The organism is Streptomyces sp. YPW6 (genome assembly GCF_018866325.1).
Classification (GTDB): domain Bacteria; phylum Actinomycetota; class Actinomycetes; order Streptomycetales; family Streptomycetaceae; genus Streptomyces.
This window is the reverse complement of the sequence record NZ_CP076457.1, coordinates 6,150,763-6,173,871: the sequence shown is the minus strand read 5'-3', so window position 1 is coordinate 6,173,871 and position 23,109 is coordinate 6,150,763. Positions and strand designations below refer to the sequence as shown.

Genomic DNA, 23,109 nt, shown 5'->3' with positions numbered 1-23,109 from the left:
CTTCGCGTCGGATGGAGGCGCCGTGCGCGACACGACGAGACCGGGCCCGGCCGGGCCGGCGAGCGAGGCGCCCGCCCCCCGTACCCAGGTGCCCCCGGCGGAGAGGCCCGGCGGCGAGGAGTGGGTCCGGGCCTTTCGCGACGGGCCCTTCAGCCAGGCGCTGTCCCTGGCCATCCGGAACAGCGGGCTGACGCTGGAGCGCCTGCGCTACCGGCTGCAGCGGCAGGGGGTCCGGGCCAGCACCACGGCGCTCAGCTACTGGCAGCGCGGCGAGAACCAGCCGGAGCGGCCCGAGTCGCTCCAGGCGGTGGTGGCTCTGGAGAAGATCCTCGGGCTGCCGTCCGGTGCGCTGCTGGCGCTCATCGGACCGCCGCGGCCCCGGGGCCCGCATCTGCGTCACAGCCCGGGTTCCCTGAGCACCCGGCAGGTCTGGGACCACCCGGCCGCGTTCGTGGCGGTCCTGGCCATGATCGACGCCACCCCGCTCGACCTGCACGCGTTCGTGCCGCTCAGCGCGTACCACGCGGCCCTGGTGGACGCCGAGCGGTGCCACGCGGGAATCGTCCGGCACCGGACCCTGCGTGCCACCAGGGACGGGGTACGGAGGCTGGTGGTCGCCCTGCACGAGCCGGAGCTGCGTTCCAGCCCCCGGGTGACCGACACCCAGGCGTGCCGCCCCGGGCGGCAGCGGTTCGACGCGGACAGCGGGTTCATGGCCTATGAGCTGCTGCTGGACCGGGAGCTGCGGGCGGGCCAGTGCATCCGCGTGGCCCACACGGTCCGCTTCCCGCCGGGCGTCCGGTCCACCGTCGCGGACCTGCGGGTCCGCACCAGTCCGCCGGAGCTGGTGCAGGAGGTCGTGTTCGACCCGTCCACGCTGCCGGCCCGGGTGCTGTACTTCCACCGCGCCAAGGTGTCGGCCTCCCGGGAGGAGACGAACGAGCTGTATCCCGGCGTCTCGGGCGTCGTCCAGCACGTCGCCGCGTCGCCGGTCCCGGGCATCCACGGCATCCGGTGGCAGTGGGGCTGACCTGCCCGCGCCCCCGCCCCTGGACCAGGCGTGACCTCCACCGCCCCCTGCCTCCGTACCCGGCACGACCTCCACCGCCCGGCCCCCGTACCCGGCGTGACCTCCACTGCTCCCGCCCTCCGTACCCGTAACGCCCCCGTACCGTCCTCGTGCCCTGGGCCGTCACCCGGCGGGGGCCGCCGGCCGCCCGGCGGCCCCGCATGACCGGCGCGCCCGCATCGCACCCGTGACCGGCCGGTGCCCGCCGCAGGCCGACGGCCGGCACCCCTCGCGCCCCGGTGAGCGGTCGGCGTGCACCGCTGACCGGTCACCGGCGGGCCGGTCCCGCCTCCGCCGGTCCGTCCGCCACTCTCTGGATGTCCGGCGCCGTACGGCCCTCCGATCGCGCCGCTCCCGGGGACGGGAGCGCGAAGGGGCCCCGGCCGGGGACCTGGATCCCCCTCCCACCTGGGAGGTTCCGGCTTCCGGGGGCCCCCGGGTGACCGGGCCGCGAGAAGGGCGGGGTCCCGGTGCGGGCCGGCTGTCCGGAGAGTTGCCGCCCCGGGTCCGCCGCGCACTGTCAAGGGCCGCGACCGGAGCAGTACGTTCCCCGCCATGGCCGCGCCCCGTCCCGGACCGTGCTCGCCCGGCGGGTGGCGGCGGCGTTTCCGTTTCCCACCCCCCACGGAGGCTTTCAGCATGGGCACTTCCCGACCACGTTCGCCGTTCTCGGCGCGGTATCTGCTCACCGCGGCCACGGCCCTCGTCCTGACCGGCGGCGGACTGACCGCCGCCCACTCCCTGACCGCCCGCGACGCCGCGTCCGGCCCGCCCGCCCCGGCGGCGCTGTCCGGCTCAGCGACCGCCGAGGTACCCCAACTGGCGCAGCGGGCAGCCCACTTCGGCCGCACGGAGGTGGCCGGCCGCACCGGCGACCAGCAGGCCCGCGCCGCCCACCGGATCTGCGACGACGGCGCGCGCTGGCTGCGGGTCCGGTTCGACGCGCTCGAACTGCGCGGCACGGACACCGTCACCCTGCGGGGATCCCGCGGCGGCGAGCAGACCCTCACGGCCGGAGCCGGGGCCGGACGGGCCTTCCACACCCGGGCCTTCGAGGGCGACTGCGTCACCGTCGAGCCCGCGCTCACCACACCGGGCAGCCACTTCACCGTCGACGCCTACCAGTCGGGCGAGCGGCCGCTCGCCGCCGACACGGTGACCCTGGCCGCGGCCGGCGACATCTGCGGGACGGCCTGCAACCAGACGGCCGAGGTGGTGGCCGCCATGGCGCCCGCCGCCGTGATCACGGCCGGCGACAACGCCTACGACTCGGGCAAGCTCTCGGAGTTCAAGGGCAGTTACGACCGCTACTGGGGCCGGTTCAACTCCCTGGTCCACCCCACCCCGGGCAACCACGAGTACCGGACCAGCGGAGCCTCCGGGTACTTCGACTACTACGGCGGCAAGAACGTCGAGACCGGCGGCAAGGGCAAGGGGTACTACAGCTTCGACGTCGGCGACTGGCACCTGGTGGCGCTGAACTCCAACGTCTCGATGAGCACCGGCAGCACCCAGGAGAAGTGGCTGCGGGCCGACCTCGCGGCCAGCGGCAAGCCGTGCACGCTGGCCTACTGGCACCACGCCCGGTTCTCCTCGGGTGACCACGGCGACACCAGCGGCACCTCCCCGCTCTACAAGGCCCTGACCGACTACAAGGCCGATGTCGTCGTCACCGGCCACGACCACCACTACGAGCGCTTCGCCCCGTCGATGGCCGACGGGCGCAAGGACACCGCCAACGGCGTACGCCCCTTCGTCATCGGCACCGGCGGGCGCGCGCTCTACTCCTCCACCGGAAGGTCGGCGGCCACCTCGGAGAAGTTCGACAACAAGACCTTCGGCGTCGGCCGGTTCGACCTGTCGTCCACCGGCTACTCCTTCACCTTCAAGCCGGTCGCCGGGCGGACGTTCACCGACTCGGTCTCCGGCGCCTGCCACGCCAAGGGCGACGGCGGCCCCGGACCGACACCCACCCCCACGCCCACGCCGACGCCCGCGCCGGGGCCGATCGTCTCGGGCCGGACGTACAAGATCGACAACGTCAACTCCGGCCTGGCACTGGACAAGCCGACCAGCGGGGAGCACCTGGTCCAGTGGGACGGCGGAGCCTACGTCAACCAGCGCTTCACCCTGACCGGTGACGCCGACAGCGGCTACCAGATGAAGATCAAGTCCAGCGGGCGCTGCGTGGCCGTGGCCTCCACCGCGGACGGGGCCGCCGCCGTGGACGCGACCTGCTCGGACGAACCGGGGCAGCGATGGCGGGTCACGGCGGACGGCTCCGCCTTCCGGCTGACCTCCGTCCACAGCGGCATGTGCATGGACGTCTCGGGGAGTTCGACCACCCGGGGGGCCCGGATCGTGCAGAACGGGTGCGACGGCCGGGCCAGCCAGCGGTGGGTCCCGACCGCCGCCTCCTGATCGCGGACGCCCGAGGAGGGTCGTGGTGATGTACCTCTCGCACACCCGGGCCGCCGACACCCACCGCACCCGCCGTCCCGGCCGCTCCGGCGGCCGGGACGGCGGGGCGGGGCCGGGTCGCCGGATCCCGGGGACGGTGCTGGCCCTGGGAGCGGTCAGCCTGCTCACCGACGCTTCGGCGGAACTCGTGACGGCGATGCTGCCCCTGTACCTGATGTACGGGCTGGGCATCGGCTATCTGCGCCTCGGCGCCCTCGACGGGCTCTACACCGGGGCCACCGCGCTGTTCCGGCTCCTGGGCGGCTGGGCCGCCGACCGGCTCGGCCGGCCCAAGGCCCTGGCCGTCACCGGCTACGGCCTGTCGGCACTGACCAAGCTCGCCCTGCCCGCCGCGGGCTCCTCGGCGACGGCCATCGGCACCCTGGTCGCGGCGGACCGCACCGGCAAGGGCATCAGGACCGGTCCACGCGACGCCATGATCGCCGCCTCCGTCCCGGACGGCGACCTGGGCCGCGCCTTCGGCGCGCACCGGGCGATGGACACCTGCGGCGCGCTGATCGGTCCGCTGCTGGCGTTCGCGGTGCTGCTGGCGGTGCCCGGCGGCTACGACACCGCCTTCCTGGTCAGCTTCTGCCTGGCCGCGGCCGGGGTGGTGGTCCTGGTGTGCTTCGTACGACCGGACCCGGCCCCCGGCCCCCCGGCACCCGCCGCCCCCGGGCCCGCACCGCCCCGCGTACGGCTGTTCGCGGAGGCCCTGTCGCGGGACGTCCGCCGCTGCGTCCTGGCCGCCGGGCTGCTCGGCCTGGCCACCGTCGGCGACATGTTCTTCTTCCTGGCCGTGCAGCAACGCGCCGAACTCCCCGTGCGGGCCCTGCCGCTGCTCCCGCTCGGCACCGCCCTCGTCTTCATGGCGGCCGCCGCCCCGCTCGGCCGGCTGGCGGACCGGATCGGCCGCTGGCGGCTGTTCCTCGGCGGCCACGCGGTGCTGCTGACCGCGTATCTGCTGATGCCGGCCGCGCCGGCGGGCTGGTTGCCACCGGTGCTGGCACTGGGCCTGCACGGGCTGTTCTACGCCGCCACCGACGGGGTCCTGATGGCCCATGTGGCCCCGGCGATCCCCGCCGGGGCGCGGGCGACCGGACTGGCCGCCGTACAGACCGCCCAGGCCCTGGCACGGGCGGGAGGCGCGGTGGCCTTCGGAGGGCTGTGCGCCGTGGTGGGCCTGGGAACGGCCTTCACGCTCTACGCCGCCCTGCTCGCCGCCGCCGTCGCCGTATCCGCACACCTGGGACCGAGGAGGACCGCGCCATGACCGGGTCCAGCACCACGACCGGACCGGACACCGCAGCGGCGGACACGGAGGGCCGCCGCAGCACCGACCGGTCGCGCCGGATCGCCGGGGCCGTGCTGGTCGCCGCCCTGCTCGCGGCCGCGATCGGGGCGGTGGCCTGGCGCCGGCAGCCGGCCGCGGAGAGCGCCGGGCCACTGCGGCTGGAACGGCCCGGCACGGTCCTCCTGGTGGCCGGCCCGACCCACCGGGTACGCCAGCTCGACCGCACGGGCCGGGTACTGGGCAGCGGCCCGGTCTGCCAGCGCGCCGCCACCGCAGCCGGTGTGCTGACCTGCCTGCGCGCACTGCCCGGGCCCATGGCCACCGAGCTGCGCGTCTACCGCGCCGGGAAGGACCGGCCGGTGCTCACCCTGCCGGTGTGGGGCGAACCCAGCCGCACCCGGGTGTCCCCCTCGGGCCGGTGGGTCGCCTGGACGGTCTTCCGCAGCGGCGACTCGTACGCGCAGTCCGGGCAGTTCTCCACCACGGCGGGCGTCTACGACCTCCGCACCGGGGCCCACCACGGTTCGCTGGAGGACTACGCGGTCTTCGTGGACGGCAGGCCGTTCCACCGGGAGAGCGTCAACTTCTGGGGGGTGACCTTCGCCGCCGACGACCGCACCTTCTACGCGACCATGGCCGCCGACGGCACCACCTGGCTGATGCGCGGCGACCTGCGCACCCGCCGGCTCACCGCGCTGCGCCGCAACGTCGAATGCCCCTCACTCTCCCCGGACGGGACCCGGATCGCGTACAAGAAACGGGCCGGCACCCGCTGGCGGCTGCACGTGCTGGACCTGCGCCGGGGATCGGACACCGCGCTGGCCGAGACCGCGGACATCGACGACCAGGCGGCCTGGCTCGACGGGAAGACCGTCGGCTACGCGAAGCCGGGCCGGAACGGCCCCGAGGTGTTCGCCGTCCCCGCCGACGGCTCGGGCGCCCCGCGGGCGCGGTACGAGGGGGCTTCGCCGACCATCACCACCGAGCCCGCGGGAGAGGGCACTTCGCCGCCACGGCCCGCCGCCCTGCCCTGAGCGCGGCGGCCCGGACCGCCCAGGACACCGCTGCCGCGAACCCGCCGGACCCGCGTGACCGAACCGCAGGCTAAGCGTCCGCTCAGCCGTCTGATAAGAACAGTGCAGACAGCGACGAACCCGCGCAGACGAACGGAGCCGGACCCATGGGCGAGCACACCGCACCCCTCTTCCCGCAGGAAGTCATCGACGAGTACGCGGCACTCGGCATCGACCTGCCCGCCCTCTTCTCCGCCGGCCACCTCGGCGAACGCATGGGCGTCACCATCGTCGAGGCCGCCGCCGACCGCGTCGTCGGCACCATGCCCGTCGAAGGCAACACCCAGCCCTACGGCCTCCTCCACGGCGGAGCCTCCGCCGTCCTCGCCGAAACCCTCGGCTCCATCGGCTCCATGCTCCACGGCGGCGCGAACAAGATCGCCGTCGGCGTCGACCTCAACTGCACCCACCACCGAGGCGTCCGCAACGGCCTCGTCACCGGCGTCGCCACCCCCGTACACCGGGGCCGCTCCACCGCCACGTACGAGATCGTCATCACCGACGACCAGGACAAGCGGGTCTGCACCGCACGCCTGACCTGCCTGCTCCGCGACGCCCCCACGCCCGCAGCGGGCTGAACCGTCACAGCACGCGAACGGCCCGCCGGCCCCGACCGGCGGGCCGTTCGCCGTCTGCGACCCAGACCGGCGACGGTCGCACCGACGGCGACCACACCGCATTCCGGATCGCGCATCCCCATATCCGGCACGTTTCAAGGAAGTTGACAGCAAGACACCGTCAACACCCTTGACGGAGACACCGGTTCCATGACCTGCTTCCACAGCGAAGCCGACCCGAAGACGCCGCACACATCCCCCACACATGTAACACTGCGTAACGTTTGCGCGATACACGAAAACCCCGGCACCCCCCACCCCCGCGCACCCGGCCACCCCCGCCCGCCACCTCCCCCCACCCCACGCGCCCACACCCGCGCGACAGCACCAAGATCACCTCAAGCCCCTTAGCAGAGCTGCGCGTTCTCACCATGTGAGCCATGCGCAGTCCAGGCGAAACCCGCACATCCCCTCACAGGAACCTCAAGCCTTGCTCAAGGGCATAACAAGAGAGTCACATCCGCAGCCGACCCATCCCGATGACCCCCGGCTGCGCTTAGAGTCACCGCCAGTCACCGCGCCGCCGGGCGCGTCTGCTGCACGGCCCTGTACCACCCCAGTACGGCCCGGCGATGATCACGGCACCTCATGCCCGAGGAGCGCCGCGCCAGGGAAAGGACCCTCTCGTGCGACACCGTTCTTTGCTCATACTCACCGCAGTGCTCACCACCGGAGCACTGACGCTCACCGCCTGCGGGTCGCGCGACGACAGCAAGAGCGGCGACAGCGGCGACGGTGGCACGCAGACCGTCGTCATCGGCATCGACGCCCCGCTGACCGGCGACCTCTCCGCCCTCGGCCTCGGCATCAAGAACTCCGCCGACCTCGCCGCCAAGCAGGCCAACGCCACCAAGCACGTCGACGGCATCACCTTCAAGGTGGAAGCCCTCGACGACCAGGCGCAGCCCTCCTCCGGACAGCAGAACGCCAGCAAGTTCGTCGCCAACAAGGAAGTCCTCGGCGTCGTCGGCCCGCTGAACTCCTCCGTCGGCGAGTCCATGCAGAAGGTCCTCGCCGACGCCAAGCTCGTCCAGGTCTCCCCCGCCAACACCTCGCCCTCCCTCACCCAGGGCCAGAACTGGAACGGCGGCGAGAAGGCCCGCCCCTTCGCCTCCTACTTCCGCACCGCGACCACCGACGCCGTCCAGGGCCCGTTCGCCGCCCAGTACCTCTTCAACGACGCCAAGAAGAAGAAGGTCTTCGTCATCGACGACAAGAAGACCTACGGTGCGGGCCTCGCCGGCACCTTCAAGGCCGAGTTCGAAAAGCTCGGCGGCAAGGTCGTCGGCACCGAGCACATCGACCCCGAGACCAAGGACTTCTCCTCGGTCGCCACCAAGGTCAAGAGCGCCGGCGCCGACGTCGTCTACTACGGCGGCGAATACCCCGCGGCCGGCCCCCTCAGCAAGCAGATCAAGAAGGCCGGAGCCAAGATCCCGCTCGTCGGCGGCGACGGCATCTACAGCGGCGAATACCTCAAGCTCTCCGGCGCCGAGGGCGTCGGCGACCTCGCCACCTCCGTCGGCGCACCGATCGACACCCTCCCGTCCGCCAAGGAGTTCGTCGCCAACTACGAGAAGGCCGGCTACAAGGAGCCCTTCGAGGCCTACGGCGGCTACTCCTACGACGCCGCCTGGGCCATCATCGAGGCCGTCAAGGCAGTCGTCGAGGCAAACGACGGCAAGCTCCCGAGCGACGCCCGCGAGAAGGTCGCCGAAGCCACCGGCAAGGTCGACTTCGAAGGCGTCACCGGCAAGGTCTCCTTCGACGAATTCGGCGACACCACCAACAAGCAGCTCACCGTCTACGAGTACAAGGACGACGCCTGGGCCGCCGTCAAGTCCGGCGAGCTCACCAGCTGACCAGCTAAACCCACCAGCCTGAACCACCACCGCAGCGCGGGGCGCCGCACCAAGCGCCCCGCGCCGCTCTATATCCGGCGAAAGACACGGAGGACCCGCGGTGAACGAACTGCCGCAACAGCTGGTCAACGGCCTGCTACTCGGATCGATGTACGGGCTCGTCGCCATCGGCTACACGATGGTCTATGGCATCGTCCAGCTCATCAACTTCGCCCACGGCGAGATCTTCATGACCGGCGGCTTCGGGGCCCTCACGGTCTGGCTCATACTCCCCAGCGGCACCAGCGTGCTGCTCGCACTCCCCCTCATGATCATCGGCGCGATCATCGTCGCCACCACCATCGCCGTCGGAGCGGAACGATTCGCCTACCGACCCCTCCGCGGCGGACCACGCCTCGCCCCCCTCATCACCGCCATCGGACTCTCCCTCGCCCTCCAGCAGGCCGTCTGGGCCTGGTACCCCGGCGCGAAGTCCGCCCGCACCTTCCCCGAAATCCCCGGCGGCCCCTTCGAACTCGGCCCCGTCACCATCCAGACCGGCGACGTCTTCCTCCTCATCGCCGCCCCCCTGTCCATGGCCATCCTCGGCTACTTCGTCATGAAGACCCGCACCGGCCGCGGCATGCAGGCCACAGCCCAGGACCCCGACACCGCCAAGCTCATGGGCATCAACACCGACCGCATCATCGTGGTCGCCTTCGCCCTCGGCGCCGCGTTCGCCGCCATCGGCGCCGTCGCCTACGGCCTCAAATACGGCGAAGTCCAATTCCGCATGGGCTTCCTCCTCGGCCTCAAAGCCTTCACCGCAGCCGTCCTCGGCGGCATCGGCAACATCTACGGAGCCATGATCGGCGGCCTCACCCTCGGCGTCGCCGAAACCATGGCCGCCGCCTACATCTCCGAAGTCCCCGGCCTCGAACAACTCGGCGGCCAGTCCTGGGCCAACGCCTGGGCCTTCGTACTCCTCATCCTCGTGCTCCTCTTCCGGCCCCAAGGCATCCTGGGCGAGCGCGTCGCGGACAGGGCGTGACCACCATGACCACCACACAGAACACCACCACAGCCACCACCCCGGCGCAGGCCGCCCCCGCCCCCCGCCGCCCCCTCACCCTTCCGCCCGCCGCCGCACGGGCCACCGCCGTCGCGGGCGGCGCACTCACCGTCGTCTCCGCCTTCCTCGCCTGGACCTGGACCTCCGCCTTCCCCGGCGACCTCACCGTCTACGGCTACCCCGGCGGCCTCCAGTGGCTCGTCCTCGTCAGCGGCGCACTCCTCACCCTCTTCAGCCTCTCCTCCTACGGGATCAAGGGCCTCACCTGGCTCACCCCGCAGGGCGCCGACGCCGCGATGCGGCTCGCCGCCTACGCCGGACTCGCCACCGCCTGGTTCACCATGATCGCCATCAGCGTCCAGCTGGGCGGCCTCGCCAACCTCGAACCCGGCGGCTACCTCGCCCTCGTGGCCACCCTCATCGGCTGGCTCGGGACCCGCTCACTCCCCTACGAGCGCCCCGAAACCACCCCCGCCGACCCCGAGGACAACACCTTCGGCCGGTTCAAGCACACCCTCGGCAACCACTGGACCGTCTACAAGGGCGCCTTCGCCACCGAACCCGCGCGCCCCACCAAGACACTCCCCTCCTACGTCGAGATCCTGATCGTCGTCGCAGTCCTCGCCCTCGGCCTGGTCGTCTTCACCTACGGCATCACCACCGAATACGACGAACTGTTCATCGGCTTCCTCATCACGGCCGGCTTCGGCTTCGGCGCCATCGGCAAAGCCGGACTCATCCAGCGCGTCTCCACCCTCACCGCACGCCACCGCAACGTCACCCTCGCCGGCGCCTTCGCCGCCGCCGCGGCCTTCCCGTTCACCCAGTCCGACGACCAGTACGCCACCATCGGCGTCAACATCCTGATCTTCGCGACCGTCGCCCTCGGCCTCAACATCGTCGTCGGCCTCGCCGGACTCCTCGACCTCGGATACGTCGCCTTCCTCGGCGTCGGCGCCTACGCCGCCGCCCTGGTCTCCGGCTCCCCGACCTCACCCTTCGGCATCCACCTGCCCTTCTGGCAGGCCATCCTCGTCGGCGCCGTCGCCTCAATGATCTTCGGCGTCCTCATCGGCGCCCCCACCCTCCGACTCCGCGGCGACTACCTCGCCATCGTCACCCTCGGCTTCGGAGAGATCTTCCGCATCGGCGTCCTCAACCTCGACGGCACCTCCGGCCCCGACATCACCAACGGCTCCAACGGCATCTCCTCCATTCCGAACCTCAACCTCTTCGGGTTCGACTTCGGCGCCACCCACAGCATCGCCGGATTCACCATCGGCCGCTTCGCGAACTACTTCTTCCTGATGCTGCTCGTCACGCTCATCGTGGTCGTCGTCTTCCGCCGCAGCGCCGAATCCCGCATCGGCCGAGCCTGGGTCGCCATCCGCGAGGACGAGACCGCCGCCGAAGCCATGGGCATCAACGGCTTCCGCACCAAACTCGTCGCCTTCGCCCTCGGCGCGACCCTCGCCGGGCTCGCCGGAGCCGTCCAGGCGCACGTCACCTACACCGTGACACCCGAGCAATACCAGTTCGCGCACGCGGTCCCGCCCAACTCGGCCTTCCTCCTCGCGGCGGTCGTCCTCGGCGGCATGGGCACCATCAGCGGACCGCTCGTCGGCGGCGCCCTCCTCTTCCTCATCCCCGCGAAACTCCAGTTCATGAGCGACTACCAGCTCTTCGCCTTCGGGCTCGCCCTGGTCCTCCTCATGCGCTTCCGCCCCGAGGGCCTCATCGCCAACCGGCGCCAGCAACTGGAGTTCCACGAGAAGGACGAAGCACCCGCCACTCTCACCAAGGCAGGGGCCTGACGATGACCACCGACACCACCACCGCCGAGCCCACCACCGTGAGCACCCCCGGCGAAACCGTCCTCGACGCCCGCGGCGTCACCATGCGGTTCGGCGGCCTCACCGCCGTCCAGTCGGTCGACCTCACCGTCAACTCCGGAGAGATCGTCGGCCTCATCGGCCCCAACGGCGCCGGCAAGACCACCTTCTTCAACTGCCTCACCGGCCTCTACACCCCCACCGAAGGCGAAGTCCGCTACAAAGGCACGATCCTCCCCCCCAAGTCCTTCAAGATCACGGCGACCGGCATCGCCCGTACCTTCCAGAACATCCGGCTCTTCTCCAACATGACCGTCCTGGAGAACGTGCTCGTCGGACGCCACACCCGCACCAAAGAAGGCCTCTGGTCCGCCCTCCTGCGCGGCCCCGGCTTCCACCGCGCCGAAGCCGAATCCAAGGCCCGCGCCATGGAACTGCTGGAATTCGTCGGCCTCGACCACAAGGCCGAACACCTCTCCCGCAACCTCCCCTACGGCGAGCAGCGCAAGCTGGAGATCGCCCGCGCCCTCGCCAGCGAACCCGGCCTCCTCCTCCTGGACGAGCCCACCGCCGGCATGAACCCCCAGGAGACCCGCGCGGCCGAAGAACTCATCTTCGCCATCCGCGACAAGGGCATCGCCGTCCTCGTCATCGAGCACGACATGCGCTTCATCTTCAACCTCTGCGACCGCGTCGCCTGCCTCGTCCAGGGCGAAAAGCTCGTCGAAGGCACCGCCGCCGAGGTCCAGGGCGACGAACGCGTCGTCGCCGCCTACCTCGGCGAACCCTTCGAAGGCGACCCCGGCGCAGCCGAAGTCGCCGAAGTCGAAGCCGCCGAAGCAGCCGAAACCGCCGCAACGGACACCACCGCGGCCACTCCGGCCACGACCGGCGACAGCACCAGCAAGGAGAACGACCGATGACCGCACTTCTCGAAGTCGAGGACCTGCGCGTCGCCTACGGCAAGATCGAGGCCGTCAAAGGAATCTCGTTCAAGGTCGAGGAAGGCGAAGTCGTCACCCTCATCGGCACCAACGGCGCCGGCAAGACGACCACCCTGCGCACCCTCTCCGGACTGATCAAACCGCTCGCCGGCCAGATCAAGTTCAACGGCAAGTCCCTCCGCCGCACACCGGCCCACCAGGTCGTCTCCCTCGGACTCGCCCACTCCCCCGAGGGCCGCCACATCTTCCCCCGCATGACCATCGAGGACAACCTCCGCCTCGGCGCGTTCCTCCGCAAGGACAGCGACGGCATCAACAAGGACATCCAGCGCGCCTACGACCTCTTCCCCATCCTCGGGGAACGCCGCAAGCAGGCCGCAGGCACCCTCTCCGGCGGCGAACAGCAAATGCTCGCCATGGGCCGCGCCCTCATGTCCCAGCCCAAACTGCTCATGCTCGACGAACCCTCCATGGGCCTCTCCCCGATCATGATGCAGAAGATCATGGCGACCATCACCGAACTGCGCCAGCAGGGCACCACCATCCTGCTCGTCGAGCAGAACGCCCAGGCGGCGCTCTCCCTCGCCAACCACGCGCACGTCATGGAGATCGGCAGCATCGTCCTCTCCGGCACCGGACAGGACCTGCTCCACGACGACTCCGTCCGCAAGGCGTACCTCGGCGAGGACTGACACCCCAGCCGTACGGAAGAGGCCCGCACCCGGTTCGCCCGGGTGCGGGCCTCTTCCGTACGCACGCGTACTCACGCGTGGTGGACGCGGCTACTCCGCCGGCTTCTTCTTCTCCTCGGCGTCCGCGATCAACGCCTCCGCGAGCTGCTGCATCGACATCCGGCGGTCCATCGACGTCTTCTGGATCCACCGGAACGCGGCCGGCTCGGAGAGCCCGTAATCCGTCTGCAGGATGCTCTTGGCCCGGTCCACCAGCTTCCGGGTCTCCAGCCGCTGGGACAGATCCGCGATCTCGCTCTCCAGCGCCTTCAGCTCGGCGAACCGGGAGACGGCCATCTCGATGGCGGGCACGACGTCGCTCTTGCTGAACGGCTTCACCAGGTACGCCATGGCCCCGGCGTCCCGGGCCCGCTCGACGAGGTCGCGCTGCGAGAACGCGGTGAGCATGAGGACCGGGGCGATGGACTCCCCGGCGATCTTCTCGGCGGCGGAGATCCCGTCGAGGACCGGCATCTTCACGTCCAGGATGACCAGGTCCGGCCTGTGCTCCCGGGCCAGCTCGACGGCCTGCTGCCCGTCACCGGCCTCACCGACGACGGAGTAGCCCTCCTCCTCCAGCATCTCCTTGAGGTCGAGGCGGATGAGGGCCTCGTCCTCGGCGATGACGACGCGGGTCGTCAGCGGCGGGACGTGCGACTTGTCGTCGTCGACGGCGTCTACGGGCTGGGGCGACTCGGGGGTGGTCACGGGGCTCCTCGGTATGGGCAGATACTGCTGTCACGAGCCTACCTAGCTCCTGTAAGGTAGTGACCCGCAGGGGAGCAAAATACCTTGCTTTCCAAGGCCCCAGTACTCCAACTGGTTAGAGAGGCCGCTCTCAAACAGCGGACAGTGTGGGTTCGAATCCCACCTGGGGCACTTTTCCTTGGAATCCAAGGCGCAGGGTGGTTCGCTGAACTTCACTTGATCTGATTACGCGCGCCTCTTTCCCCGCCGAAGGCACGTTTGCGCGACAAAACTCGGCAGCATGTACGACATCGGAACTCGCGAGCGGACTCTGGCTCTGGTCGCCCAGGGGCGAAGCCTCAATTCGGTGAGCAAGCAGACCGGCGTATCACGCGCCGCGATTCGCTCATGGCAGGCACGCCTCGAACCACTCGCCACGACCCCATGCCCCAGGTGCGCCGACACTCCCACCTCCATCGAGAACCCCTCCTCTTATGCCTACTTGCTGGGGCTCTACCTCGGAGACGGCTGGATCAGCACGTCCCGGAGCGGGGTGCACTTTCTCCGGATCGCCTGCGATGACGCCTGGCCAGGTCTCATCGACGCCTGCGCCGAGGCCATACAGCTCGCCCGACCGGACAACAAGGTCTTCCGACTCCAGCGAGAGGGCTGCAAGAACATCACCTGCTGGAGCAAGCACTGGCCCTGCCTCCTACCACAGCACGGCCCCGGCAAGAAGCACGACCGCCGGATCGCCCTCGAACCATGGCAGCAACTGATCGTGGACGCCCACCCCTGGGAGTTCATCCGCGGGCTCATCCACTCCGACGGCTGCCGCATCACGAATTGGGCCACGCGGATGGTTCGCGACGAACGCAAGCGCTACGAGTACCCCCGGTACTTCTTCACCAACAAGTCCGACGACATCCGCACACTCTTCAGCGACACGCTCACCGCCGTCGGCGTCGAGTGGACGACCCTGACACGCGGCGGCAAGCCGCTCAACATCTCCGTAGCCCGACGGGCATCCGTCGCCCTCATGGATGCGCACGTCGGGCCGAAATACTGAGCCGCTCTACTTCGGGCTGTCGTCCTCGCCGATGTGGTGGACGCGGACCAGGTTCGTGGAGCCGGGTACGCCGGGCGGGGAGCCCGCGGTGATGACGACCACGTCACCCTTGGCGCAGCGGCCGATGCGCAGGAGCTGTTCGTCGACCTGGGCGACCATCGCGTCCGTGGAGTCGACTTCGGGGCCGAGGAAGGTCTCGACGCCCCAGGTGAGGTTGAGCTGGGCGCGGGTGGCTTCGTCGGGGGTGAAGGCGAGGAGCGGGATGGGTGAGCGGTAGCGGGAGAGGCGTTTGACGGTGTCGCCGCTCTGGGTGAAGGCGACGAGGAACTTGGCGCCGAGGAAGTCGCCCATCTCGGCGGCGGCCCTCGCTACGGCGCCGCCCTGGGTGCGGGGCTTGTTGCGTTCGGTGAGGGGCGGGAGGCCTTTGGCGAGGAGGTCTTCCTCGGCGGCCTCGACGATGCGGGACATGGTGCGCACGGTCTCGATGGGGTATTTGCCGACGCTGGTCTCGCCGGAGAGCATGACGGCGTCGGTGCCGTCGATGACGGCGTTGGCGACGTCGGAGGCTTCGGCGCGGGTGGGGCGGGAGTTGTCGATCATCGAGTCGAGCATCTGGGTGGCGACGATGACCGGTTTGGCGTTGCGTTTGGCGAGCTTGATGGCGCGCTTCTGGACGATGGGGACCTGTTCCAGGGGCATTTCGACGCCGAGGTCGCCGCGGGCGACCATGATGCCGTCGAAGGCGGCGACGATGTCGTCGATGTTGTCGACGGCCTGGGGTTTTTCGACTTTGGCGATGACGGGGAGGCGGCGGTTCTCTTCGTCCATGATGCGGTGGACGTCGTCGATGTCGTGTCCGGTGCGGACGAAGGAGAGGGCGATGAGGTCGGCGCCGGTGCGCAGGGCCCAGCGGAGGTCGTCGATGTCCTTGTCGGAGAGGGCGGGGACGGAGACGGCGACGCCGGGGAGGTTGAGGCCCTTGTTGTCGGAGACCATGCCGCCTTCGATGACGGTGGTGTGGACGCGGGGGCCGTCGACGCCGGTGACTTCGAGGGTGACGCGGCCGTCGTCGACGAGGATGCGTTCGCCGGTGGTGACGTCGGCGGCGAGTCCGTCGTAGGTGGTGCCGCAGATGTCGCCGGTGCCTTCGCCTTCGAGGGGTTCGACGGTGATGGTGAAGGTGTCGCCGCGTTCAAGGAGTACGGGGCCTTCGCGGAAGCGTCCGAGGCGGATCTTCGGGCCTTGAAGGTCGGCGAGGATGCCGACGCTGCGGCCGGTTTCCTCGGACGCCTTGCGCACGTGGTGGTAGCGCTCTTCGTGTTCGGCGTAGCTGCCGTGGCTGAGGTTGAAGCGGGCGATGTCCATTCCCGCTTCGACCAGGGCCTTGATCTGGTCGTACGAGTTGGTTGCGGGTCCCAGGGTGCAAACGATTTTCGCTCGGCGCATGGTTCGAGCCTAAACCTTACCTACGGGTAGGTATTTGGCTACGCATGACACCTCAACAACCTTTGGGTGAAGGGTTATTGACAAGTGTTGAATTGTGCGGCGGGGTGCTCTGATGAGCGTTTTTCAGAGGTTCGGCGGGATGAGGGTGAAGGCCGCTTCGACTTGGGCGTCGACGTTCTGGCGTACGGGTTCGAGGTCGACGGGGGCCGCGTCGGTGGCGGTTTCGACGTGGGCGGAGCGGAGGGCTCCGGCGCCTCCGTAGGCGGCGGTGGCGAAGGCGGGTCCGCCGGTGGTGCCGGTGTCACTGAGTTCGAGGAGGGCGCCGATGCGGGTGTCGAGGGCTTCGGCGTATTCGCGGGCGCGTTGGAGGGCTTCGTGGACGGCTTGGCGGCGGGCGGCGGCGTGGTGGGGGGAGGTGGGGCGCAGGGCCCACCAGGGGCCGTCGATGCGGGTGAGTTCCTGGTCGGCGAGGCGGGCGACGAGTTCTCCGAGGGTGGTGAAGTCGCTGAGGGTGGCGGTGAGTTGGATGCTGCCGTGGTAGGCGCGGATGCGTTCGCCGCGGCCGTGGCGGGCGAGTTCGGGGCGGATGGTGAGGGTGCCGGTTTCGAGTTTTTCGACGGTGTCGCCGTGGCTCTTGATGAGGTCGAGGGTGGTGGTGTTGCGGCGGGTGAGGTCGTCGAGGGTGGTGCGGCGGTCGGTGTTGCGGGCGGTGAGGGTGATGGTGATGTGGGCGATCTCGGGGTCGACTTCGAGGTGGGCTTCGCCGCGGACGGTGACGCGGGGGGCGGTGGGGGTGCCGTGGGAGGGGTGGGGTGCGGAGGTGGGGTTTCGGTCATGTGTTCACTGTGGCACGGCGGGTGGTGTCGCGGGGTGTGTGTCGGGTGGTCATCGGATCGAAACGTGCGCGGGGTGTTGCGGGTGTGGGGTGCTGGGCCAGAATCTACGCGCGTTGCCGTACTGAACGAGGAGTGAAGAGATGCCGTTGAACCGTAGGACGTTTCTGGGCCGTTCGGCCGCCGCGGGTGCGGGTGTGGCGATGGCGGGCGGTGCGGTGGCCGGCTCGGCGGGTGCGGCGCAGGCCGCGGGGCACGGGCCGGGGCGCGGACGGCCGGCGAAGCGGTACTCGTTCACGGTGATGGGCACGACGGACCTGCACGGGAACGTCTTCAACTGGGACTACTTCACGGACAGGGAGTACGACGACTCGGCCCGCAACGACGTCGGTCTGGCGAAGATCTCGACGTTGGTGGATGAGGTGCGCCGGGAGAAGGGCCGCCGGAACACGCTGCTGATCGACGCGGGTGACACGATCCAGGGTACGCAGTTGTCGTACTACTACGCGAAGGTCGATCCGATCACGGCGCGGCGCGGCCCGGTGCATCCGATGGCGCGGGCGATGAACGCGATCGGTTATGACGCGGCGGCTCTCGGGAACCACGAGTTCAATTACGGCATTCCGGTGCTGCGGAAATTCGAGGAGCAGTGCGATTTCCCGCTGCTGGGGGCGAATGCGCTGGATGCGAAGACGTTGCGGCCGGCGTTCGCGCCGTATGTCATCAAGCGGATGCCCACGCCGTGCGGGCGTGATGTGCGGGTGGCGGTGCTGGGGCTGACGAATCCGGGTATCGCGATCTGGGACAAGGCGCATGTGGGCGGGAAGATGGTGTTCCCGGGGCTGGAGGAGCAGGCGGCGAAGTGGGTGCCGAAGCTGCGGTCGATGGGTGCGGACGTGGTGGTCGTGTCGGCGCATTCGGGTTCTTCGGGGACGTCGTCGTGGGGTGATCAGTTGCCGTACGTGGAGAACGCGGCGGCTCTGGTGGCGGAGCAGGTGCCGGGGATCGACGCGATTCTGGTGGGGCACGCGCATGTGGAGATCGCCGAGCACTTCGTGACGAACAGGGAGACCGGCAGGCGGGTCGTGCTGTCGGAGCCGGCGAAGTGGGGGCAGCGGTTGACGCTGTTCGATTTCGATGTGGTGTGGGAGAAGGGCCGCTGGGTGGTGGAGAGGGCGGGTTCGCGGGTGCTGAACTCCAACACGGTGGCGGAGGATCCGAAGGTGACGTCGCTGCTGCGCCGCGAGCACGGCAAGGTGGTGGAGTACGTCAACCAGGTGATCGGTACGTCGGCGGTGGCGATGTCGACGGCGGACGCGCCGTGGAAGGACGAGCCGGTCATCGATCTGATCAACGTGGTGCAGACGGAGACGGTGAAGGCGGCGCTGGCGGGTGGGGAGTACGCGGCGTTGCCGGTGCTGTCGCAGGCGTCGTGCTTCTCGCGTACGGCGGGGATTCCGGCCGGTGATGTGACGATCAAGGATGCGGCGGGGCTGTATCCGTTCGAGAACACGCTGGAGGCGCGGCTGATCACGGGCGCCCAGTTGAAGGATTATCTGGAGTATTCGGCGCGGTATTACGTGCGGACGGCTGCGGGGGGTCCGGTGGACACGGCGGAGTTGACGAACGCGGACGGGATTCCGGACTACAACTACGACGCGGTGTCGGGTGTGACGTACGACATCGACATCGCGAAGCCGGTGGGTTCGCGGATCGTGGGGTTGTCGTTCGAGGGGGAGGCGGTGGATCCGGCGGCGCGGTTCGTGTTGGCGGTGAACAACTACCGGGCGAGCGGTGGGGGGAACTTCCCGCATGTGCCGGGTGCGCAGCAGGTGTGGTCGCATTCGGACGAGATCCGGAACACGATCATCGGGTGGGTGCGGGAGAAGGGTTCGGTGGATCCGGCGGCGTTCGCTTCGGTGGGGTGGCGGTTGACGCGTGAGGGGACGCCGGTTTTCCCGTAACTCTGTTGGATGTGTGAGCTGTTGGTTCGGCCCGGGTCTCCGTCGGTGGGGCCCGGGCCGTTCGCTGTGCCCCGGGGTCAGAGGGTCTGGCTCAGGGGGATGAGCGCGGGGGTCTGGGCGGGGATGGCCGGGGGGTGGGGGGTGAGGCCGAAGGTGGTGAAGGCGGTGCGTTCGGGGAGGGGGTAGGGGTTGGCGCCGGTGAGGTTGTTGAGGATGGTGGCGCTGCGCCAGGCGGCGAGGCCGAGGTCGGGGGCGCCGACTCCGTGGGTGTGGCGTTCGGCGTTCTGTACGTAGACGTGTCCGGTGACGGTGGGGTCGAGGACGAGGCGGTACTGGTCGTCGATGCGGGGGCGGTGCGAGGCGTCGCGGCGGAGGTAGGGGTCGAGGCCGCCGAGGACGGCGTCGAGGGGGCGTTCGCGGTAGCCGGTGGCGAGGATGACGGCGTCGGTGGTGAGGCGGCTGCGGGTGCCTTGCTGGGTGTGTTCGAGGTGGAGTTCGACGCGGGTGTTGGCGAGGCGGCCGGCGGTGCGGACGTGGACGCCGGGGGTGAGGGTGGCTTCGGGCCAGCCGCCGTGGAGGGTGCGGCGGTAGAGCTCGTCGTGGATGGCGGCGATGGTGTCGGCGTCGATGCCTTTGTGGAGTTGCCACTGCCGGGGGACGAGTTCGTCGCGGGCGGATTCGGGGAGCGCGTGGAAGTAGCGGCTGTAGTCGGGGGTGAAGTGTTCCAGGCCGAGTTTCGAGTACTCCATGGGGGCGAAGGCCTGGGTGCGGGCGAGCCAGTGGATCTTCTCGGCGCCTTCGGGGCGGGCGCGCAGGAGGTCGAGGAAGATCTCGGCGCCGGACTGGCCGGATCCGATGACGGTGATGTGGCCGGCGGTGAGGAGCCGTTCGCGGTGGCGGAGGTAGTCGGCGGAGTGGAGTACGGGGACGGATGGGGCTTCGGCGAGGGGTTTGAGGGGTTCGGGGACGAAGGGTTCGGTGCCGATGCCGAGGGCGATGTGGCGGGTGTGGGCGCGGCCGAGTGCTTCGGCTTCGCCGTCGCGGTCGAGTTGGGTGAAGTCGACTTCGAAGAGGGCGCGGTCGGTGTTCCAGCGGACGGCGTCGACCTGGTGGCCGAAGTGGAGGCCGGGGAGTTGTTCGGTGACCCAGCGGCAGTAGGCGTCGTATTCGGCTCGTTGGATGTGGAAGCGCTCGGCGAAGTAGAAGGGGAAGAGGCGGTCGCGGGTGCGGAGGTAGTTGAGGAAGCTCCAGGGGCTGGTGGGGTCGGCGAGGGTGACGAGGTCGGCGAGGAAGGGGACTTGGAGGCTGGCTCCGTCGAGGAGGAGGCCGGGGTGCCAGTGGAAGGCGGGGCGCTGTTCGTAGAAGGTGGCGGCGAGGGGGCGGGGGTCGCCGGGGGCGGCGGGGACGGTGTGGGCGAGGGCGGCGAGGGAGAGGTTGAAGGGGCCGATGCCGATGCCGACGAGGTCGTGTGGCTGGTCGGCTTCGTGGGCGGGCCGGTCGGTCATCGCGGGGTGTCGCCTTCCGTGGGGTGGGGGGTGGGGTGGGGTGGGGCGGGGGTGGCGGACCGTTTCTGGGGACGGTCTCCGGTGCGGGCGGTGCCTGGGGGGCCGGTGCGGCCTGTACGGGCGGTGGTGCCTGGCCGGCCGGTGCGGGCGGTTCCTGGGCGGCCGGTGCCTGGGGGGCGGCCTCCGGTGCCGCCGGTGCGGGCGGTGCCTGGGGGGCCGGTGCGGGCGGTGGTGCCTGGGCGGCCGGTGCGGTTTCTCGTGGCGGTGGTGCGGGCCGCGCGTCCGGTGCGGGCTCGCCTGTCATCGGGGCGGGCACGGCCCCGGGTGCGGTCTCGCGTGCCGCCGGGGGGCGTGGGCCGGTGCGGAGGTCGGCGGTGGTGCCGGTGACCAGGTCCAGGAGGGCTTGGAGGTCCTCGGGGGTGGCGTGGGGGTTGAGGAGGGTCGCCTTGAGCCAGAGGCGGTCTTCGGCGTGGGCGCGGCCGAGGACGGCGTGGCCGCGTTGGAGGAGGGTGCGGCGGACGGTGGCGACGGTGTGGTCGTCGGCGCCTGTGGGGCGGAAGAGGACGGTGCTGATGGTGGGGCGGTCGTAGAGGTCGAGGCTCGGGGTGGTGGCGATGAGGTCGGCGAGGTGGTGGGCGGTGGCGATGGTGCGGTCGATGAGGTCGGCGAGTCCGGTGCGGCCGAGGGCCTGGAGGGTGACGGCGATCTTGAGGGCGTCGGGGCGGCGGGTGGTGCGCAGGGAGCGGCCGAGGAGGTCGGGGAGGCCGGCTTCGGTGTCGTCGTCGGCGTTGAGGTAGGGGGCGTGGTGGTGGAGGGGGGTGAGGTGGTGGTGTTCGGGTACGGCGAGGAGGCCGGCGGATGCGGGCTGCCAGCCGAGTTTGTGGAGGTCGAGGGTGACGCTGTGGGCGCGGTCGAGGCCCTGGAGGAGGGGGCGGGCGGTGGGGCTGAAGAGGAGTGGTCCTCCGTAGGCGGCGTCGATGTGGAGTTCGGCGTCGTGGGTGGCGCAGAGGTCGGCGATGGCGTCGAGGGGGTCGATCTCGCCGGTGTCGGTGGTGCCGGCGGTGGCGCAGACGAGGAGGGGGCGGTGGAGTTCGGTGAGGGCGTCGTCGAGGGCGGCGGGGTCGAGGGTGCCGGTGGGGGCGGGTACGACGACGGGTTCGGGGAGGCCGAGGAGCCAGGCGGCGCGGGCGATGCTGTGGTGGGCGTTGGCGCCGCAGACCGTCTGGACGGGGCCGTGGCGTTCGCGGGCGAGGAGCAGGGCGAGCTGGTTGGCCTCGGTGCCGCCGGTGGTGACGACGGCGTCGGGTGAGGGGGCGTGGGGGTAGATCTCGGTGGCGAGTGCGCTGGTGAGGTCGGCTTCGAGGGCGGAGGCTGCGGGTGCCTGGTCCCAGGAGTCCATGGAGGGGTTGAGGGCGCTGGCGGCGAGGTCGGCGGCGGCTGCCAGGGCGAGGGGCGGGGTGTGCAGGTGGGCGGCGCAGTGGGGGTGGGCGGGGTCGGCGGCGCCTGCTGCGAGGGCGGTGACGAGGGCGCGCAGGGCGTGGTGGGGGCCGGTGCCGTGGTCGGGGATGAGGGGGTGGGTGGCGGTGCGGGTGCGGGGGGTGACGGTGTCGGGCCCGCCGGCGGGGAGGGGGCCGCCGCGGAGGGCCGCGCCGTCGTGGAGCGCGGCGAGGACGGTGTCCAGGAGGGGGCGCAGTGCGGCGGGGCCTGCGGTGCCTCCGGCGAGGGGCGGGGTGGGCATGGGTGGGGTGGTCCTTCGGGTACGCGGGGGTGGTCGTGCCAGCTTGTCCCCCGTTTTGGGTGGCGCGGCCGAAGAGCCCAACGATTCGAACTCGAAAGGGGTACTGGCGGCCGGTGCGGGCGGGTCGGGGCGGCCGGGGGTGGTATGGGTGTGCGACTGCTGGACCGGTGTACGGGGGTGGGGGTGCCGGGGGTGTGCCCGGCACCCCGGGGCGGAGTGCGGGAGTCACGGGTCGGCGTACAGAGGTGCCGGAAACCGGACGGGGGCCAGGAATTGGGGGCCAAGGATGCCAGGAGCCGGGGGGGGCGGCCAAGGGCCCGAGGCCGAGGGCGAGAACGGGGCCACGGGAGCCAGGGGCCAGAGTGCCAGGACCAAGGGCAAGGACCGGGGGCCACGGGGGCTAAGGACCGGGGACTAAAGGGCCCGAGGCCAAGAGGAAGACCGGGACCACGGGGGCCAGGGGCCAGGGGCCATGGCCAGGCCGCGGCCCGTGGGCCGGGGCCAGGCCCGTGCCGTGGCCCAGGCCCGTGCCAGGGGCCCGGGGCCGCGTCAGAGGCCCGGGGCCGGCCCGCGCCCCTTGCGGAGTTCTTCAGGACGCTGGAGTACCCGGTCCGGATCCGGGTGCCCGAACCACTCGCTGAGTGCGATCACGCGGTCTCGGAGGTGCTGAACGAGGTGGGGTGCAGGCCGCCCGTCTCTCGCAGCGGTCGGCGGTGTTGCACCCGGGCCGGTCTGGTGACGGCCCGGCGGGAGGGGTCGGCGGTCCACTACACGCTGGCCGATCCGGGGGTGGCGGAGCTGCTGCGGGTGGCGCGGACGATTCTGACCGGGGTGCTGGCGGGCCAGGCTGAGTTGCTGGCCGATCTGCGGTCGGGGAGCGACGGCCCGGACGATGGTGGTCCGGGCCGTCGGGAGACTTCTTAGGGGTCGGCCG

16 protein-coding genes, 1 tRNA gene and 2 pseudogenes are annotated in these 23,109 nt (G+C 70.8%); 14 read left to right on the top strand and 5 right to left on the bottom strand.

What is annotated here, in order from left to right; genetic code table 11:
- Nucleotides 1-22: 22 nt before the first annotated feature.
- From KME66_RS27045 to KME66_RS27000, 10 genes are all read left to right on the top strand, one after another.
- A complete protein-coding gene (locus tag KME66_RS27045; RefSeq protein ID WP_216326940.1) occupies nt 23-1,030 on the top strand; it encodes a hypothetical protein in 1,008 nt (335 codons plus the stop codon).
- Between the two features lie 678 nt (nt 1,031-1,708).
- Complete coding sequence (locus KME66_RS27040; RefSeq protein ID WP_216326937.1) at nt 1,709-3,490, top strand: RICIN domain-containing protein; 1,782 nt, start codon at nt 1,709-1,711, stop codon at nt 3,488-3,490.
- 28 nt (nt 3,491-3,518) lie between these two features.
- Nucleotides 3,519-4,802, top strand: coding sequence for an MFS transporter (locus tag KME66_RS27035; RefSeq protein ID WP_216329650.1), 1,284 nt, complete (start codon nt 3,519-3,521; stop codon nt 4,800-4,802).
- On the top strand, nt 4,799-5,857 hold the full coding sequence (locus KME66_RS27030) for a TolB-like translocation protein (RefSeq protein WP_216326935.1): 1,059 nt from the start codon (nt 4,799-4,801) through the stop codon (nt 5,855-5,857). Before KME66_RS27035 ends, KME66_RS27030 begins: the two co-directional genes overlap by 4 nt.
- A 146-nt stretch (nt 5,858-6,003) precedes the next feature.
- A complete protein-coding gene (locus tag KME66_RS27025; RefSeq protein WP_073217591.1) occupies nt 6,004-6,474 on the top strand; it encodes a PaaI family thioesterase in 471 nt (156 codons plus the stop codon).
- A 665-nt stretch (nt 6,475-7,139) separates the two neighbouring features.
- Nucleotides 7,140-8,375 (top strand): branched-chain amino acid ABC transporter substrate-binding protein, encoded by a 1,236-nt coding sequence (locus KME66_RS27020; protein WP_073217593.1) that lies wholly within the window; start codon nt 7,140-7,142, stop codon nt 8,373-8,375.
- 100 nt (nt 8,376-8,475) lie between these two features.
- On the top strand, nt 8,476-9,405 hold the full coding sequence (locus tag KME66_RS27015) for a branched-chain amino acid ABC transporter permease (protein WP_073217596.1): 930 nt from the start codon (nt 8,476-8,478) through the stop codon (nt 9,403-9,405).
- Nucleotides 9,402-11,240, top strand: coding sequence for a branched-chain amino acid ABC transporter permease (locus tag KME66_RS27010; RefSeq protein ID WP_216326932.1), 1,839 nt, complete (start codon nt 9,402-9,404; stop codon nt 11,238-11,240). Before KME66_RS27015 ends, KME66_RS27010 begins: the two co-directional genes overlap by 4 nt.
- 2 nt (nt 11,241-11,242) lie before the next feature.
- On the top strand, nt 11,243-12,181 hold the full coding sequence (locus KME66_RS27005; RefSeq protein ID WP_216326929.1) for an ABC transporter ATP-binding protein: 939 nt from the start codon (nt 11,243-11,245) through the stop codon (nt 12,179-12,181).
- Nucleotides 12,178-12,894: an ABC transporter ATP-binding protein gene (locus tag KME66_RS27000; protein ID WP_073217601.1), complete on the top strand. Its 717-nt coding sequence runs from the start codon at nt 12,178-12,180 to the stop codon at nt 12,892-12,894. Before KME66_RS27005 ends, KME66_RS27000 begins: the two co-directional genes overlap by 4 nt.
- A gap of 90 nt (nt 12,895-12,984) precedes the next feature.
- On the opposite strand, the gene KME66_RS26995 is transcribed toward KME66_RS27000, so the two are convergent.
- Complete coding sequence (locus KME66_RS26995) at nt 12,985-13,641, bottom strand: ANTAR domain-containing response regulator (RefSeq protein WP_073217604.1); 657 nt, start codon at nt 13,639-13,641, stop codon at nt 12,985-12,987.
- 96 nt (nt 13,642-13,737) lie between these two features.
- Between KME66_RS26995 and KME66_RS26990 the strand changes: the two genes are divergently transcribed.
- Nucleotides 13,738-13,812, top strand: a tRNA-Leu gene (locus KME66_RS26990).
- A gap of 109 nt (nt 13,813-13,921) precedes the next feature.
- Nucleotides 13,922-14,689 (top strand): helix-turn-helix domain containing protein, encoded by a 768-nt coding sequence (locus KME66_RS26985; RefSeq protein ID WP_216326926.1) that lies wholly within the window; start codon nt 13,922-13,924, stop codon nt 14,687-14,689.
- Nucleotides 14,690-14,695: 6 nt separating this feature from the next.
- Here the strand turns inward: KME66_RS26985 and pyk are convergent, their stop codons facing one another.
- Together pyk and KME66_RS26975 are read right to left on the bottom strand one after the other, a co-directional pair.
- Nucleotides 14,696-16,135 (bottom strand): pyruvate kinase, encoded by a 1,440-nt coding sequence (gene pyk, locus KME66_RS26980; RefSeq protein ID WP_073217609.1) that lies wholly within the window; start codon nt 16,133-16,135, stop codon nt 14,696-14,698.
- Between the two features lie 123 nt (nt 16,136-16,258).
- Nucleotides 16,259-16,945: pseudogene (locus tag KME66_RS26975) on the bottom strand (SIMPL domain-containing protein); the annotation flags it as partial.
- 166 nt (nt 16,946-17,111) lie between these two features.
- Here KME66_RS26975 and KME66_RS26970 point away from each other — a divergent pair.
- The gene (locus KME66_RS26970; protein ID WP_073217616.1) at nt 17,112-18,932 is read left to right on the top strand and encodes a 5'-nucleotidase C-terminal domain-containing protein; all 1,821 of its coding nucleotides are present in this window, start codon (nt 17,112-17,114) and stop codon (nt 18,930-18,932) included.
- Between the two features lie 77 nt (nt 18,933-19,009).
- Here KME66_RS26970 and KME66_RS26965 read toward each other — a convergent pair whose 3' ends face one another.
- Both KME66_RS26965 and KME66_RS26960 read right to left on the bottom strand, forming a co-directional pair.
- Nucleotides 19,010-20,437 carry a lysine N(6)-hydroxylase/L-ornithine N(5)-oxygenase family protein gene (locus tag KME66_RS26965; RefSeq protein WP_073217618.1) on the bottom strand — a complete coding sequence of 476 codons (1,428 nt, stop codon included), beginning with the start codon at nt 20,435-20,437 and terminating at the stop codon, nt 19,010-19,012.
- Nucleotides 20,438-20,804: 367 nt separating this feature from the next.
- Nucleotides 20,805-22,175 (bottom strand): annotated as a pseudogene (locus KME66_RS26960) (aspartate aminotransferase family protein); the annotation flags it as partial.
- Between the two features lie 597 nt (nt 22,176-22,772).
- On the opposite strand from KME66_RS26960, the gene KME66_RS26955 reads away from it, so the two are divergent.
- Nucleotides 22,773-23,099, top strand: a complete 327-nt coding sequence (locus tag KME66_RS26955) for a transcriptional regulator (protein WP_216329648.1) — start codon at nt 22,773-22,775, stop codon at nt 23,097-23,099.
- The last annotated feature ends 10 nt before the right edge of the window (nt 23,100-23,109 follow it).